12 protein-coding genes and 1 pseudogene are annotated in these 15,439 nt (G+C 57.4%); 9 read left to right on the forward strand and 4 right to left on the reverse strand.

The genetic code is table 11. From position 1 onward, the window contains the following. Positions 1–30 precede the first annotated feature (30 nt). The 5 genes from yoaA to DFR26_RS08425 are packed head-to-tail and all read left to right on the forward strand — an operon-like array spanning position 31 to position 4,772. Positions 31–1,974 (forward strand): DNA repair helicase YoaA, encoded by a 1,944-nt coding sequence (gene yoaA, locus DFR26_RS08405; RefSeq protein WP_116208505.1) that lies wholly within the window; start codon positions 31–33, stop codon positions 1,972–1,974. Further along, positions 1,971–2,660, forward strand: a complete 690-nt coding sequence (gene tsaB, locus DFR26_RS08410) for a tRNA (adenosine(37)-N6)-threonylcarbamoyltransferase complex dimerization subunit type 1 TsaB (protein WP_116208506.1) — start codon at positions 1,971–1,973, stop codon at positions 2,658–2,660. Before yoaA ends, tsaB begins: the two co-directional genes overlap by 4 nt. Beyond that, a complete protein-coding gene (locus DFR26_RS08415) occupies positions 2,657–3,103 on the forward strand; it encodes an acyl-CoA thioesterase (RefSeq protein WP_116208507.1) in 447 nt (148 codons plus the stop codon). The genes tsaB and DFR26_RS08415 overlap by 4 nt, the downstream gene beginning before the upstream one ends. Beyond that, complete coding sequence (locus tag DFR26_RS08420) at positions 3,103–3,930, forward strand: undecaprenyl-diphosphate phosphatase (protein WP_116208508.1); 828 nt, start codon at positions 3,103–3,105, stop codon at positions 3,928–3,930. Before DFR26_RS08415 ends, DFR26_RS08420 begins: the two co-directional genes overlap by 1 nt. Continuing rightward, complete coding sequence (locus DFR26_RS08425) at positions 3,927–4,772, forward strand: class I SAM-dependent methyltransferase (RefSeq protein WP_116208509.1); 846 nt, start codon at positions 3,927–3,929, stop codon at positions 4,770–4,772. The genes DFR26_RS08420 and DFR26_RS08425 overlap by 4 nt, the downstream gene beginning before the upstream one ends. Before the next feature lie 28 nt (positions 4,773–4,800). Here the strand turns inward: DFR26_RS08425 and plsB are convergent, their stop codons facing one another. Continuing rightward, on the reverse strand, positions 4,801–7,347 hold the full coding sequence (plsB, locus tag DFR26_RS08430; protein WP_116208510.1) for a glycerol-3-phosphate 1-O-acyltransferase PlsB: 2,547 nt from the start codon (positions 7,345–7,347) through the stop codon (positions 4,801–4,803). Positions 7,348–7,496: 149 nt separating this feature from the next. Between plsB and DFR26_RS08435 the strand changes: the two genes are divergently transcribed. Next, positions 7,497–8,390 carry an acyl-CoA thioesterase gene (locus DFR26_RS08435; protein ID WP_116208511.1) on the forward strand — a complete coding sequence of 298 codons (894 nt, stop codon included), beginning with the start codon at positions 7,497–7,499 and terminating at the stop codon, positions 8,388–8,390. Between the two features lie 4 nt (positions 8,391–8,394). Here the strand turns inward: DFR26_RS08435 and DFR26_RS08440 are convergent, their stop codons facing one another. Beyond that, positions 8,395–9,588 carry a patatin-like phospholipase family protein gene (locus DFR26_RS08440; RefSeq protein ID WP_116208512.1) on the reverse strand — a complete coding sequence of 398 codons (1,194 nt, stop codon included), beginning with the start codon at positions 9,586–9,588 and terminating at the stop codon, positions 8,395–8,397. Positions 9,589–9,761: 173 nt separating this feature from the next. Between DFR26_RS08440 and DFR26_RS08445 the strand changes: the two genes are divergently transcribed. Together DFR26_RS08445 and DFR26_RS08450 are read left to right on the forward strand one after the other, a co-directional pair. Further along, positions 9,762–10,712 carry a FecCD family ABC transporter permease gene (locus tag DFR26_RS08445; RefSeq protein WP_116208513.1) on the forward strand — a complete coding sequence of 317 codons (951 nt, stop codon included), beginning with the start codon at positions 9,762–9,764 and terminating at the stop codon, positions 10,710–10,712. Further along, the gene (locus tag DFR26_RS08450; RefSeq protein ID WP_116208514.1) at positions 10,709–11,506 is read left to right on the forward strand and encodes an ATP-binding cassette domain-containing protein; all 798 of its coding nucleotides are present in this window, start codon (positions 10,709–10,711) and stop codon (positions 11,504–11,506) included. The genes DFR26_RS08445 and DFR26_RS08450 overlap by 4 nt, the downstream gene beginning before the upstream one ends. Here DFR26_RS08450 and DFR26_RS08455 read toward each other — a convergent pair. Continuing rightward, positions 11,496–12,509, reverse strand: a complete 1,014-nt coding sequence (locus DFR26_RS08455) for a MaoC/PaaZ C-terminal domain-containing protein (protein ID WP_116208515.1) — start codon at positions 12,507–12,509, stop codon at positions 11,496–11,498. The two genes, DFR26_RS08450 and DFR26_RS08455, sit on opposite strands and share 11 nt — an antisense overlap. A gap of 11 nt (positions 12,510–12,520) precedes the next feature. After that, positions 12,521–13,927, reverse strand: a complete 1,407-nt coding sequence (locus DFR26_RS08460; RefSeq protein WP_116208516.1) for a 3-oxoacyl-ACP reductase — start codon at positions 13,925–13,927, stop codon at positions 12,521–12,523. 204 nt (positions 13,928–14,131) lie between these two features. Between DFR26_RS08460 and DFR26_RS08465 the strand changes: the two are divergent. Next, a pseudogene (locus DFR26_RS08465) lies at positions 14,132–15,403 on the forward strand (acetyl-CoA C-acetyltransferase); the annotation flags it as partial. Positions 15,404–15,439 lie beyond the last annotated feature (36 nt).

A 15,439-nucleotide genomic window follows, 5' to 3' on the forward strand; every position in this document is an offset into this window, starting at 1 on the left:
GGCTAGGGTGGTTGGCTGGCGAGCGCAGCCATGAGTTTTTCTGATGTGCGTCATGCGCTTGGCCCAGAGGGGCCATTTGCTGAGAAGGTCCCGGGTTATCAGCCGCGCGCGCCGCAAGTGGCCATGGCGCTGGCCGTTGAGCAAGCGCTAAAGGCCAAGTCACAGCTCTTGGTCGAGGCGGGTACTGGTACGGGCAAAACCTTTGCGTATTTGGTGCCGGCGGTGTTGTCAGGGCAAAAAACCTTGGTCTCGACGGGCACGCGCAATCTGCAAGATCAGCTGTTTCATCGCGATTTGCCGCAGGTGCGCGCGCTGTTGGCGAAACCGATCCGTACGGCGCTGCTGAAAGGCCGCAGCAATTATCTATGTCCTTACCGGCTCGAGCAGCATATCGCCGAGGGTGAATTGGAGAGCAAGCAGGTCGTGCACGACCTGCAGCGCGTGGCGGCGTGGGCGGGCAAGACGCAGCTGGGCGATATTGCTGAGCTCATCGACATTGCTGAAGATTCGATGGTTTGGCCGCTAGTGACCAGCACCGCCGATAACTGTTTGGGCCAAGAGTGCCCGAAAATCGATGATTGTCCGCTCATGAAAGCCCGCGAAAGTGCCGCCGAGGCCGACATTATTGTCGTCAATCATCATTTATTTTTTGCCGATAAAGCCCTAAAAGATCGCGGTTTTGGTGAGTTATTGCCGGCGGTTGATGCCGTCATATTTGATGAGGCGCATCAGCTGCCGGAAACCGCCGCGATGTTTTTTGGCCAGAGTTTGTCATCCCGGCAAATCAACGATTTACTCGCCGATACGTTGCGCGAAATCTTGGCCGCCGGCGGTGATTTACGCGGCGCCAATGATTTGGTGTCGACGATTGAGACGCGCTTAGCGCAGTTTCGCTTGTTGCTCGGCGAGGACTCGCGCAAAGGCATTTGGGCCGATGTCTGCGAGCAGGCAGATATGCCGGCGGCCATTGCCGCGGTGAACTTAGGGCTGTCGGCATTGCTCGATAGTCTGGCGGCGCTGAAAGACCGCAGCAAAGGCCTAGACAGTTGCCACCGGCGTGCCGAGGAGTTGGGCAAAGCGTTTGAAGAACTCACCGGCACCACGCCCGACAACCAAGTGCATTGGTTTGAAACCTTCCGCAAAGGCTTTGTGCTGCAATGGACGCCACTGGAGGTCTCGCAGCCATTTCGCGCGCTCATTGATCAAGAACCGATGGCCTGGGTATTTACCTCAGCGACTTTGGCGGTGCGTGAGGATTTCCGCCATATTCGTCAGCAGCTCGGCTTGAGTGATGGCATTGAAGCGATTCAGTTGCCCAGCCCCTTTGCGTATGAGCAGCAGGCGCTGTTTTATGTGCCGCGCGGGCTGCCTGATCCGGGCGCCATGGACTATACCCGTGGCGTGCTGCAAGCCGCCATGCCGGTGTTAAAAGCCAGCCAAGGCCGCGCCTTTTTCTTATTTACCTCACATCGGGCACTGAGAGAGGCGGCTGAGTGGCTACCCAAGCAGCTCGACTTCACCTTTTTGGTGCAGGGCACGCAGCCAAAAGCCGAACTATTACGCCGCTTTGCCAGCACAGAACAGTGCGTGCTGCTCGCCACCGGGGCCTTTTGGGAGGGCGTGGATGTGCGCGGTCAGGCGCTATCATTGGTGATTATTGATAAACTGCCGTTCGCTTCACCAGCCGATCCGGTCATGGCCGCTCGCCTCGATGCCTATAAATCACGCGGGCAAAATCCCTTTGTCGCGTATCAGCTGCCATCGGCGATTATTGCCATGAAGCAGGGCGCAGGGCGTTTGATTCGCGATGTGCTCGACACCGGCGTGCTCATGGTCTGTGACCCGCGCTTAGTCGGGCGGCCCTACGGTCAGCTTTTTTTGCAAAGCCTACCGCCCATGCGGCGCACGCGAGAGGCCACGGTGGTGGCAGAGTTTTTTGAATTTATTAATGCTTTGGAGCCTGCGCAGACATGAAGTTGCTGGCGATTGAAACCACCACGGAGTATTGCTCGGCAGCTTTGTCGAGCGGTGCTGGCGAGCCCTTATTTCGCCATGTGCACGCGCCACGCGAGCAAACCCAGCGTATTTTGCCAATGATCGATGCCCTGCTCGCGGAGTCGGGTTGGTCCTTGAGAGAGCTTGATGCCATTGCTTATGCCAATGGCCCTGGTGCTTTCACCGGCGTGCGCATCGGTGCGGCGGTAGCGCAGGGCCTAGCCTTCGGTGCGGATGTTGGCATGGTGGGCATTTGTAGCCTGCGCACGCTTGCGCAAGCGGCATGGCGCGAGCGCGGTGTTGATCGCGTGATGGCCAGCTTTGACGCGCGCATGGGCGAGATTTACGCCGGTGTGTTTGCCCAGCATCAGGGCTTAATGCAGGCGCTCGACGATGTCATTGCCTGCAAGCCTGAGGCACTACCGTCGAGTTGGGTATCGGGTAGTTATGTGGGTGTCGGCAGCGCGTGGGGCAGTTATGCCGATGTGTTGGCGGCTCAACTCGACATCACGCATCAATACCCAGATTTAGCGCCGAGCGCGGTCGATGTGGCGACGCTGGCCATTGACCATCTCGCCCGGCATCCAGCGCTTGCCCCCGAGCAGGCCTTGCCGGTGTATTTGCGCGATGATGTTTGGAAAAAGCTGCCGGGGCGCCAGTCATGATATTTGATGTGTCTAACCCGCATACGCTACAGGTCACGGTCTTGCCTGAACACATCGATGTCATGCGCCACACCAATAACATCGTGTATTTACAATGGCTTGAGGCTGTTGCCTGGTCTCATTCGAGCGCGCTTGGCCTAGGCCCTAGCGACTACGAAGCGGCCGGTCACGGCATGGTGGTGCGCCAACACGAGCTGTCGTATTTGCAGCCCACGCATTTGCACGATGAGCTGGTGCTGGCAACGTGGCTTACCGATGTCGATAAATTATCAACGCATCGTTGCTACCAATTTATTCGCCGCCGCGATGGCCAAACGGTATTCCGTGGCCGCACGCACTTCGTCTGTGTCGATATTGCTCAAGGGCGTATTCGGCGCATGCCGCCGGCGTTTTATCAGGCGTATTCGGCGGCCGTCTGCGCGGTCGCTGACAAGGACACATGATGGATTATTTACTGTATTTCCAAGCCTTGGTGATGGGCATTGTTGAAGGCCTCACCGAGTTTTTACCGATTTCCAGCACTGGGCATTTGATTTTGGCCGGCGAGCTGATGAACTTTTGGACGCACGATAAGCGCGTGGTGTTTGAAATTGCTATTCAACTCGGCGCGATTTTGGCGGTGTGTTGGGATTATCGTGAACGGCTCGTGCGTGTCAGCAACGGATTTTTCACGCGCAAACCGGTGGAAACACGTTTTGTGGTGAATATCTTGGTGGCATTTTTGCCGGCAGCGGTCATCGGTTTTTTTGCCATCGGCATCATTCGCGACTATTTATTTAGTCCCTTTGTTGTTGCCTTTATGCTGATTTTAGGCGGCTTGGTGATTCTCTGGGCCGAGCGCCGCGAGCATGTGGTACGCGTGGTAGAGGTCGATGATATGCGCTGGCAAGACGCGCTTAAGGTCGGCTTTGCCCAATGTTTGGCCATGGTGCCGGGCACCTCGCGCTCCGGTGCGACCATCATCGGTGGTTTGCTGGTGGGTCTGTCACGCAAAACGGCCGCGGAGTTCTCCTTCTTTTTAGCTGTGCCCACCATGATCGGTGCCACGGTGTACTCGGTCTATAAACACCGCACGGATTTTGTCATGGCCGACTTTCCCGTGTTTGCCATTGGTTTTGTCGCCGCCTTTTTGGTCGCCGCATGGGTCGTGAAGGCCTTGGTGGCCTTTGTCTCCACACATGGCTTTGCGGTGTTTGCGTATTATCGCATTGCCTTTGGCCTGTTCATTTTTGCCACAGCCGGTGCCGGCTGGATTAACTGGGCATCATGAAGCTGTATTGCCTGCATGAGGCGCAGGCGGGCGCCGCACAGGCACAGGCGCAGGCTATTGGGGCGAGTTTTCACGCGGCCTGGCCCGCGCAACCGCGTGATGCGCGCGGCCAGCAGCAGCATCGCCGCCACGTCTTTAGTGCGCTCAATACCGATGACGCGGTGCTCATTTACGATGATCAGGGCTTGGCGCTGCAAACCGGCGATACGCCATTGCCCGGTCCGGTGCGTGTCGATTTTGCTGATGCCGCCTTGCAGCGCCGCACATCACATGGCCATGCCGCCGGCGAGTCCGTTGCACGCGCCTGTGGTCTGCGTAAAGGCGCCACGCCACGCGTGCTCGATGCCACCGCCGGACTTGGCCGTGACAGCTGGATTCTCGCCTCACTCGGTGCCACCGTGGACATGTTTGAACGCTCAGCCATTGTGCACGCCTTATTGGCTGATGGCTTGCGCCGCGCCCACGCTGCGCCAGCACTGCAAGCCACGGCTGAGCGCCTGACGCTGCACGGCATCGATGCCCACAGTGCATTGGCGGCGATGGCGCAGCAGTCCGCCGAGAGTCGCCCAGAAGTGGTGTATTTAGACCCCATGTTTCCGCATCGCGAGAAGTCTGCGAAGGTGAAAAAAGACATGTGGGCATTTCGTCACATGGTCGGCAGCGACCTCGATGCCGATGCGCTTTTGGACCTTGCCCGTGCAGTGGCCACCAAGCGCGTGGTGGTCAAGCGCCCGCGCATTGCGCCCGATTTAAATGGTGAGCCGCCGCATCAACGCCTGCTTGGTCAAAGCAGTCGCTTTGACCTCTACACGCCCAAGCCGCTGCCAAGCAATCGCCCATAAAAAAGCCCTGACTCGCAGGGCTTTTTCGTTAGGCGTTGCTTTTGGCCGCCGAGGCGCGCTGTTTTTTGCGCTCCTTACTGGCCTCGAGCGCAGCAAGCGCCGTATTGACGGCATCGTCGGTAATCAGCGTGACCTGCAAAATTGCTTGGCGGATGCCACTGGGCAGCACTTCTAAGGCTTCTTGCGCGAGGCCATCTAAACGCTTGTCGAACGTTAGCGTGCCTTGGCTGCAAATTTGGATGAAGCCCAGGGTTTTCAAGGTATCGAGAAAGCCTTTAAACAGGCCCTTGTCGAAAAACTCTGGAGCGCTAAATTCACGCACAAACGACAAACGCTGGGCGAGCAAATGGCAGAGCTCTTCAAGCTGCTGCTGCGTGAGTTTGCCGGTACCGCGTTGGTTCAAAATGGTCACGGTCATGTGGTAGCGCACCAAAGTTTGCCGCAGGCCACGGCTTAAAATATGCAGGCGCGCATAGTTTTCGCTGCTAACTTTCGGCGGCGCGAGGCAGCCAGAAGCTGTTCGTAGCACCAAACCCAGTTCGATCATGCTGTTGACGTATTGCGCGACGACCGCCTCGAGTTCGTCGTCATGCCAGCGCAAAAAGAGCTCAGACTTTAAGAAGGGATAAACCGACTTAATACGGCCTAGCAACTCCTCTTGCGAGATGTCGCCACGTTGCAACAGCAGCACGGCAATCAGCGATGGCAGCGCAAAAACATGCAGCGTGTTATTTCGGAAATAAGTCATCAGCACGGCATCTTCTTCGTGCAAATACAGCAAGTCACCGAGCGGATGTTTGCGGCGCTGCAGAATTTTCAGCTCCTCGCCATAGGCCACCATGGCCGGGCCATCAAGCTCGGTCATGGTGAGGCGCTCGCTATAAGGCACAGCGAGTGCCAGCGCTTTATAGAGCGCGACTTGCTCGGCGAGTTGCGCCTCATCAATGGCGTGCTTGGGCGTAGACAGTAGCACCAAGCTGATCAAATTGATGGGGTTGATCACCGCACTGTTATTGATACCGGTGCTCATGGCCAGACCCAATGCCATGGAGGTTGGCGCAAACTCGGCGGAGTCAGCGGCAGCAGGGCCTTGCTCGCGCCAATTTGGCATATGCGCGTCGAGGTGTTCATTTAAGTAGATGGGCGCGCCAAAACTCAAATGCACGCGGCCAAAGACTTTTTTTAGCTTGCGAATAGACATCAGCAGCGAAAAAATATTTTCTTTTTCTTTCGGCTTGCCCTGCAGCTCGCCAATATAAGTGCCACCTTCCATGAGTTTTTCATAGCCAATATAGGCGGGAATAAACACCAAGGGTCGGTGGTTGTCGCGCAGATAACTGCGCAAGGTCATATTGATCATGCCGAGTTTGGCCGGCAGCAGGCGACCAGTTCGGCTACGGCCGCCTTCCACGAAATACTCCATGGGGTAGCCGTGGCTTAAAATTTGGTGCAGGTACTCATTAAACACCGCGCCATAGAGCGGGTTGTCTTTGAAGGTGCGGCGCAAAAAGAAGGCCCCAGCTCGGCGCAATAAGCTGCCCACCACCGGCATGTTTAAGTTCGCGCCGGCGGCGATGTGCGGCACCATATAGCCACGTATGAAGATGGCATAAGACAGCAGCAAATAATCGATATGGCTGCGGTGGCAGGGCACATAGACAATTTCATGATCTGCCACATGCTGCTCAATCACCTCGAAATTATTGACCGTGACGCCGTTGTAAAGCCGTGTCCAAAGCCAGTTTAAAAACAGCTCAAAGAAACGAATCACCGGATACGAATAGTCCGAGGCAATTTCATTAACATAGATGCGCGCGCGCGCCTCGGCTACGTCGCGACTGACTTGGCGACTGTTCATTTCCACAGCAATTGCCGCTTGCACCACATCGGAGCCAATGATTTCGCTGCGCATGGTGCGTCGGTGCGACATGTCCGGGCCAATGGCGGCGGTGCGTTGGCGGCGAAAATGCACGCGCAGCACGCGCGAGACTTTGCGCAGGCTGCGCTCGCTGCTTTGCGTGTCATCACAGAGCTGGCGTAAGGAGATCGGCGGGTTGATGCGCATGATGGTTTGGCGACCATGCAGCATGATGGTAATGAGCTGCTTCAGCGCCGATGGCGTGGCCCATGAATCGGCAAACAGCACTTTCAGCCATGAGCTCTCGGTGTCGGGCGAGCGCCCCCAGAGAATGGTCACCGGCACCAGCTGCACATCGAGCGTGGTGTCTTCAAACACTGCATCCATCAGCGACACTAAGCGCGGAGAGTGCGCGTGGCGAGGCTTCGCCAACGGGTTGCGATGCTCTTGCGTCAGGCAAATTAAGGAATGCTTTTCACGCAGACCAAAACGCCGCATCGAACTTAATGCGGCCGGCATACCGAGATTGCGCATTTCCGTATCGAGTACCAATACGCTCGATAACAAGCGGTTTTGTAGGACATAGCAAATGGGGCGATTGGGGTCGATGCCAAGCAGTTCTAGGTCGTGTGGAGAGACCTGCACGCGCACCCAGAGATACATCAGGCCGCGAATAATGAGGCGGAAAAAGCGATCGAGACCGAGAAATCTCAGCATAATGCAGGCATCCTGTGCAAAATCATGCGTCCAAAATATACAGTGACGCGTTAAAATCGAGCTCGAGTGTAACAAAAGCCGAACAAACGCACGTAAGCCAATGCGCTTTTTGTCTTATTTTCGCGTGTAACCGACCAAAGGAGTTTGCGATGTCTGTGGTGATGCATGAGTTATTAGCACTGCTTGATCTGGAAAACTTGGAGGTCAATCTATTTCGCGGTGGCAGCCATGATTACTTTGGACACAACGTTTTTGGTGGACAGGTCTTGGGCCAAGCGTTGATGGCGGCAGGGCGCACAGTCGAAAACAACCTGCTTGCGCACTCATTACACGCGTATTTTTTGCGTCCGGGAAACCCGAAGTCACCGATTGTCTATTCCGTTGAGCGAGTGCGTGATGGCCGCAGCTTCACCACGCGCACGGTCAAGGCTATTCAGTTTGGCGAAATTATTTTCACCATGATGGCCTCGTTTGCGACCGAGGAAGATGGCTTTGACCATCAGCTGCCCATGCCCGATGTGGAGGGCCCCGAGGCCTATACCAGTGAGCTCGATTTGCGCCGCATGATTGCGCCCTATGTGCCGGAAAAGCACCGCGCCATGCTAGAAGTGGAGCGTCCCATTGAGTTGCGCCCCATCGATCCGGTCAACCCCTTCGATGTGAAGCCGCAAGAGCCAGTACGTGGGCATTGGATGAAGTCGCAAATGACGCTGCCCGATGACCCATTTTTGCATCAATGCATGCTCGCTTTTGCCTCGGATTTCGCCTTAATGGGCACCGCCATGTTGCCGCATGCTGCGCATTTTATGCAGCCTGAAATGCAATGCGCGAGCATCGATCACGCCATGTGGTTTCACCGCGAGGCGCGCATGGATGAATGGTTGTACTACCACATGGATGCGCCGTCGGCCTCGAGCGCCAAGGGCATGAATCGGGGTTTGATTTACACGCGCGATGGCCGTTTGGTGGCCTCTACCGCGCAAGAGGGCTTGCAACGTCGGCGCGCGGCGAAAAGCCGCGACTCGTCAGCGCCGATTGTTTAAGCGCTTAGGAGCTGCGTTGGCTGTCGCGGCGCAGCGTGTAGACATTGCTGGGTGGCGCGTCGGCAGGCCGCAGAAATTCGCGTAATTCGACCTCACGCGCGCGCGTTTCGCGGTAGCCAAGTGCCATTAATGCTTGCGTGTAATCGGTTTCGAAGAGCAGGTAACTCAGCACATTCGAGCCGCTGCGTTTAAACATGCCGGAGCCGCGCACAAAGCTGCGAATAGCCGGTGGTAATGCGCTGGCGTATTGGCTAGCAAGCTCTTCAATGCTGGCTAAGTCGGGGCTGAGCACGAGGTAGTCAACAGGCCGCAGCGTGGTGCTAGCTTCGGCAGGCAGCTGCTTGACGGTGTTATTGATGCGGTGCAAACGCTCGATGTCCATTTCCAGGCTGTCGGTAAATGAGCTGCTCATGATGTGGCCAATAATCTCTGCCAAGCTGGGGTAGCCGCTGCGTTTAAAGCGTTTGGGCTCGGGGCTTTGCATGCCCGAACCAATCACCAAGATGCGTTCGGCACCCAAGTGCAGCGCCGGGCTCACGGGCGCGAGCTGACGCAATGCGCCATCACCATAATATTCTTGCTGTAACTTGACGGCCGGAAAGAGCAGAGGAATGGCGCTGGAGGCCATTAAATGTTCAATGCCAATGTCGCAGCGCATGCCGCGACGGCGCGCCCGTGCCCAGTTGTCTAAGTCGCTGGCGCCTTGATAAAAACTCACCGAGTCACCCCGCGAGTAGCTACAGGCGGTAATGCATAAGGCGCGTAAATGCCCCGCCTCAATAGACGCTGGCAGCCGATTGAAATCGAGCGCCTGGCTAAGTAATTGCTGCAGCGGTGCGTTATCGAGCAATGACACCGGCTTGCCGCGGTTAAACCAGCCAAAGGCTAAGTTTGTTAGCCAGCGAAACGCGCCCGACAGCACGCCAGCCCAGTCGGTGCGATAGACCTGGGCGCTATGAAAGCCGGCCCAGACTTCGCGCAGGGCATTGACCCCCTCCTGAAAGCAAGCGGCGTGAACGGCGAGGCTAGTGGCATTGAGTGCGCCGGCCGATGTGCCACAAATAATCGGGAAGGGGTTACCGCAGCGGTCGGGCATGATCTCGGCGATGGCCTGTAGGGCGCCCACTTGATATGCCGCACGCGCGCCGCCGCCTGATAAAACCAAGGCAGTATTTTTTGAAGTGATGGGCGTATTCATGCTGACCTCCAGCGGCCATGCGGTTAATACTTACTCTCTACTCTCGTATCGACGCTGACAAGCCCTGCTTTAGTCAACTCTGTTGCTCATTAGTTGATCAAACGTAGTACAACAGTAGACCGCTTGCTAGCCGCCGCCTATGCTTGGCGCCTATTTTATTGCATGGCGCCTTTATGGCCGTTATTTCATCTCAACAGCCGCTTCGGGCACTGCTATTGCTGGTGTGCGTGGCGGCGACTGTGATCATGGCGCTCGCCTATGACTTGCCTGCCGGCGCCCTCGGCGACAGCATTTTTTGGCAGTTGCGGGTGCCGCGTGTGGTGCTGGCGTTTATGGCGGGCGCGGGGCTCGCCGTTTCTGGTCTGTGGCTACAAACCTTATTTCGTCATGCCTTGGTTGAGCCGGGGTTATTGGGCGTTAGTGCGGGCGCGAGCTTGGCGGCAGTGCTGAGCTTGCTGCTCGGTGCCGCTTATGTGTTTTTGCTGCCGCTGGCGGCATGCCTAGGTGCGGCGTTGGCATTGATGGTGGTGCTGGCCATGGCGCGGCGCTATCAGCTCCAGGCCGAGGCGTTATTGCTGGTGGGTATCGCGCTCAATGCGGTGTTGTCGGCGGCCACGCAACTGCTGCTCATTATGGCTCCCGATAGCGGCCTGCGCGCCGGCAGCTTTTGGCTGATGGGCAGCTTTGCCTACGCCGAATGGCCGTTGCTGATCGCCAATGCCGTGGTGCTCGCCGGCCTGATTAGCTGGGGCCTGCGCCAGCGTGCAAGCTTCGATATTTGGCTGCTCGGCGAGCGTGAGGCGGGGCATTTAGGGCTAAATGTCCGGCGCTTTCGTCGCCAGGTCATTTGGGCCAGTGCGGCGGTGGTGGCCATGGCCGTCGCGCAAACCGGCAGCATTGCGTTTATTGGCCTGATGGCACCGCATATCGCCAGCCGATTGGTTGGCTGTATGCATCGCCAGCTCATGCCGGCGAGCCTCGTGATTGGCGGGCTTTTGGCCGTTATCGCGGACATGCTGGCGCGCACGTTGATGGCGCCGCTGGAGTTGCCGGTGGGCATTTTGACGGCGTTGTTTGGCGCGCCATTTTTCCTGTTTATTTTGCGCCAACGGTGGCAGCGATGAGTGCGCTCATCGTCTCCGCGCAACAGCTATACGTTGCACGCGATACGCCGGTGCTGACGCTGCCTGAGTTAGTGTTTCGCGCGGGCGAATGCTGGGCCATATTAGGCGCCAATGGCGCCGGCAAGTCGACCTTGTTGCGGCATCTAAGCGGTATTGATCCCGACCAAGCCGCCGCCAATGTCTGTGCGCAATGGCATGGCGAGGCGCTACCGAGCTGGAATAGCCGGCGCTGGGCGCAGCAGCGTAGCGTGCTACCACAGCACCATCATTTGATGGCCGCGCTGTCGGTGGCGGCGATTGTGCGCATGGCGGCCTACCCTTGGGGCGGGGCGCATCCTCGCTTAGCGGACTGCTTAGACGCGATTATCGCAGAATGGGACATCGCAGCATTAATGACGCGGCGTTGGCCGACCTTGTCGGGCGGTGAGCAGCAACGGGTGATGTTGGCACGATCTGCCTTGCAATTGAGGCTCGCCGAATCCGATCAGCCGCGTTTATGGCTGCTCGATGAGCCATTGGCGGCACTCGATTGGCCGCATCAGCAGCGCGTATTTCACGCCTGCCAAGACGCTGCGCAGCAGGGTGCAACGGTGCTGGCGAGTGTGCATGACATGAATGCACCGAGCGCGTTTGCTAGCCACGCGCTGGTGATGGGGCAGGGTCGTGTGCTGTGGGCGGGGCCAGTTCACCATGATGGCTATGTGGCGGCGCTCGAGGTGGCTTTCGCGCTCACACTGACGCGCTTAAGTCACCCCGAACATACCCACGGCTGGTTGGTGCCGCTTAGGCCTTAGTGGCCTTGCTAACGATCTTCGGCTTAACGGCGGCCTTTGGTTTCGATGCGGCTTTTGGCTTAGCAGCTGTCTTTGGCGCAGCAGTCTTTGGCTTAGCGGCGGCTTTTGGCTTAGCAGCGGCTTTCTCGCTTGCCGCTTTCGGCGCGACTAGCGCGTTGAGCGTGCCAGCAAGATGGGGCTTGCCCTTGCGCGCATCAGACACAGCAAAGTGGATGACATCGTTGCTGAGCGCATTGCTAAAGGCCACCTTGGCGGGCAGCAACACGGGCAATTTAAAGTCGACGCTGACCGTGTAGGCCTCTGGCAGCAGCGACTCCATCGCCGCCAAACACGCCGCCTTAGTCCACATGCCATGCGCAATGGCTTGAGGGAAACCCAACAGCTTGGCGGTCACGGCATACATATGGATGGGGTTGCGATCGCCCGAAATAGCACCGTAGCGGCGACCGATATCCGCAGGGACAGACCACATTGCATTGGCGCTGGGCTTAGCGGCTGCAGCGGGCTTGGCGGCGCGCGGCTTGGCGCCGGAGTTGCCAGATGCTTGGCGGCGCAAATACGTGCAAACGCCGACCCACACCAGTTCATCACCAACAAACGCTTGATTGAGCAGGTCAAAGGTCGCGCCTTTGTCGTGCGGCTGCAAGTTGGTTGCTGTGCTGGTAAAGCGCAATGTTTCATCGGCGCGCACCGGGCGGTGCTGCGTGATGGTATTGCTGATATGTACTAGGCCGAGCAGCGCAAATGGGAAGGCCTTGTCGGTCATCACGCGCATTTGCAGGTCAAAGGTCAACACATGCACATAGGTAGACGGCAAGGTATCACGCAATGCGAAGCCACAGACGCGGTTGTAATTCGCCAAATGCGCACGATCAATGCGCACATCGCGTTGGCTCACGGTCAGCGTTGGCAGTGCACCGCCTTTGGCGCTAAAGCCGTTGAGCACGGCCTTCGCGTAAAAGCTCAAGGCACTGGGCGCATCCTGCATTTCAATCATCGACATAACGCCTCTCCTTAAGCGCCGATCAGGCTTTGACCGCAGACGCGGACGATGTTGCCGTTGACGCCGTTGGAGGCGGGGCTGGCATACCAGGCAATGGCTTCGGCAACATCCACCGGCAAGCCGCCTTGTGACATCGAGTTCATGCGGCGACCGGCTTCACGAATGGCAAACGGAATGGCGGCGGTCATTTGTGTCTCAATAAAGCCTGGCGCCACGGCGTTGATGGTCACGCCTTTGGCTTCCAAAATCGGCTGCATGCTGTTGACCATGCCAATAACGCCGGCTTTCGACACCGCGTAGTTGGTCTGGCCCATATTGCCGGCGATGCCAGAAATCGATGACACGCAAATAACACGGCCATTGGCGCGCAAGATTTTCTTGGCAATGAGCTCGTCATTGATGCGCTCTTCCGACGACAAGTTAATGTCGATGACCATATTCCAGAGCTGATCTTTCATATTGGCCAAGGTTTTGTCGCGCGTGACACCGGCGTTATGGACAATGATATCCAAGCCTTTGTGGGCCTTTTTGCAATGCGCGGCGATGGTCTTTGGCGCGTCAGCAGCGGTGATATCCAGTGCCAGCACCGAGCCATTGATGCTCGCGGCCACGCGCTGCAGGTCAGCTTCTTGCTGCGGCACATCGAGGCAAATCACGTGGGCGCCATCGCGCGCCAAGGTTTGCGCAATCGCCTCGCCAATGCCGCGTGACGCACCAGTGACCAGTGCCACTTTGCCATTGAGCGGCTGTGCCCAATTTGGTGTCTCGCCAGCAATGGCAGTGGCTTGCACGCGCACCACTTGGCCCGACACATACGCAGATTTTGGCGAAATAAAGAAGCGCAGCGTGGATTCGAGGTTGGCTTCGGCGCCTGGCGCTACATAGATCAACTGCGCCGTGCAGCCTTTTTTCACTTCTTTGCCAATGGCGCGGGTGAAGCCTTCGAGGGCGCGCTGTGCGGTGGTGTATTTGGCGTCGTCGAGCAGCTCAGGTGTGCGGCCAATGACGATGATGCGACCGGAGCTGGCCATTTTGCGAATGACTGGGCTGAAGAAGTCGTGCAGCGCTTTCAGTTGGGCGCTGGTTTTAATGCCCGAGGCATCAAACACCAAGGCTTTGAATTTTTGATTGTCGTCGGCGCTGGGCACATAGGCTTGGGCGTTGAAGTCAGCGCTGGCGGCGGCTTCGTGCACGCCGCTATCGAAAAATGCGCTGGTGTTGGCGCCAATATTTTTCAGCACGCTAGCAATAGCCGGCGTTAAATCGCTGTCAGCGGCGGCGCCCAATAGCACCGTGCCATTGACCACAGGCGCGCTGGCATCATAACGATCTAATGGCGTGGGGCTGGGCAGGCCGAGATTTTTCGCGACCAGTTGACCAAAAGGGGAGTTCACAAAATCAATATAACGATCGCTCATAACAAAATCCTCATCGATAAATAATGCCGTTTGGCAACATGCTCAGCACTTTTTCGCGCGCAGCAAAGGCTTGGCGCGCAGCCTAGCAAATCTCGGAGCCGCTGTATTTGCCCGCTTATCGGCGTGCGTGCGCATTTTGGTCAATGGCTTGTCCGGCTTTTGTGCTAGCGTGTCGGGGTTTTCTACAGGAGTCTTCACATGACCACATTACGCAAGGTCGCCATCGTTGGCGCCAATCGCATTCCGTTTGCCCGCTCCAATAGCGTCTACGCCACCGCCTCCAACCAAGACATGCTCACCGCTGCCCTCGATGGCCTCGTGAGCCGTTGCAAGCTGGATGGCGTGCGTGTGGGTGAGGTCGTTGCCGGCGCCGTACTGAAGCACAGCCGTGATTTTAACCTAACTCGCGAGTGCGTGCTGAGCACCAAACTGGCGCCAGAATCCACCGCTTATGACATTCAACAAGCCTGCGGCACGGGCTTGGAAGCCGCTATTTTGGTCGCCAATAAAATCGCTGTCGGCCAAATCGAGTCGGGCATTGCCGGCGGTGTCGATACCACCTCGGATGCACCGATTGCATTGAGCGAAGGCTTGCGTAGCATTTTGCTGGAAGTAAACCGTGGCAAAACCACCGGTGCCAAGCTGAAAACCTTGTCGAAAATTCGTCCCAAGCATTTGATTCCTGCCGTGCCGCGCAATGGCGAGCCGCGCACCGGTCTGGCCATGGGCGACCACGCCGCCATCACCGCCGCCGAATGGCAAGTGCCACGCGCAGCGCAAGATGAGCTCGCGGTGAGCAGCCACCACAAATTAGCCGCAGCCTATGAGCGCGGCTTTTTCGATGACCTGGTCACCCCATACTTGGGCCTAAAGCGCGACCAAAACCTGCGCCCAGACTCCAATATTGAAAAGCTCGCGACCCTCAAGCCTTGCTTTGGTGATCGTGAAACCGGCACCATGACCGCCGCCAACTCGACACCATTGACCGATGGTGCTTCGGTGGTGCTGTTGGCCAGCGAAGACTGGGCGAAAGCGCACAATCTACCCATTTTGGCCTACTTTGTGGATGGCGAAGTGGCTTCAGTCGATTTCGTGAACAAGAAAGAAGGTCTGCTGATGGCGCCAGCCTATGCCGTGCCGCGTTTATTGGCGCGTCGTGGATTAACGCTGCAAGACTTTGATTACTATGAAATTCATGAAGCCTTTGCGTCGCAAGTATTATCCACGCTAGCAGCTTGGGAAGATCCTACGTTTTGCAAAGAGCGCTTAGGGCTCGATGCGCCTTTAGGTTCGATCGATCGCAGCAAGCTCAACGTCAATGGCTCGTCATTGGCTGCGGGTCACCCATTCGCTGCCACCGGTGGTCGAATCGTTGGCACGCTGGCAAAAATCCTGAGCGAAAAAGGCAAGGGCCGCGGTTTGGTCTCAGTCTGCGCTGCCGGTGGTCAAGGCGTGGTCGCCATCATCGAGCGATAAGCCGAGTAGGGCGGGTGCTTTGCGCGCTCGCCTGAT

This window comes from Paraperlucidibaca baekdonensis (assembly GCF_003387535.1).
GTDB classification, from domain to species: domain Bacteria; phylum Pseudomonadota; class Gammaproteobacteria; order Pseudomonadales; family Moraxellaceae; genus Perlucidibaca; species Perlucidibaca baekdonensis.

Excerpts from the sequence above, each read along its gene's own strand:
- DFR26_RS08445 (WP_116208513.1), top strand. The coding sequence starts at position 9,762 with ATGGCCGTTATTTCATCTCAACAGCCGCTTCGGGCACTGCTATTGCTG.
- DFR26_RS08435 (WP_116208511.1), top strand. The coding sequence starts at position 7,497 with ATGTCTGTGGTGATGCATGAGTTATTAGCACTGCTTGATCTGGAAAAC.
- DFR26_RS08440 (WP_116208512.1), bottom strand. The coding sequence starts at position 9,588 with ATGAATACGCCCATCACTTCAAAAAATACTGCCTTGGTTTTATCAGGC.
- DFR26_RS08415 (WP_116208507.1), top strand. The coding sequence starts at position 2,657 with ATGATATTTGATGTGTCTAACCCGCATACGCTACAGGTCACGGTCTTG.
- DFR26_RS08455 (WP_116208515.1), bottom strand. The coding sequence starts at position 12,509 with ATGTCGATGATTGAAATGCAGGATGCGCCCAGTGCCTTGAGCTTTTAC.
- DFR26_RS08450 (WP_116208514.1), top strand. The coding sequence starts at position 10,709 with ATGAGTGCGCTCATCGTCTCCGCGCAACAGCTATACGTTGCACGCGAT.
- plsB (WP_116208510.1), bottom strand. The coding sequence starts at position 7,347 with ATGCTGAGATTTCTCGGTCTCGATCGCTTTTTCCGCCTCATTATTCGC.
- DFR26_RS08460 (WP_116208516.1), bottom strand. The coding sequence starts at position 13,927 with ATGAGCGATCGTTATATTGATTTTGTGAACTCCCCTTTTGGTCAACTG.
- tsaB (WP_116208506.1), top strand. The coding sequence starts at position 1,971 with ATGAAGTTGCTGGCGATTGAAACCACCACGGAGTATTGCTCGGCAGCT.
- DFR26_RS08425 (WP_116208509.1), top strand. The coding sequence starts at position 3,927 with ATGAAGCTGTATTGCCTGCATGAGGCGCAGGCGGGCGCCGCACAGGCA.
- DFR26_RS08420 (WP_116208508.1), top strand. The coding sequence starts at position 3,103 with ATGGATTATTTACTGTATTTCCAAGCCTTGGTGATGGGCATTGTTGAA.
- yoaA (WP_116208505.1), top strand. The coding sequence starts at position 31 with ATGAGTTTTTCTGATGTGCGTCATGCGCTTGGCCCAGAGGGGCCATTT.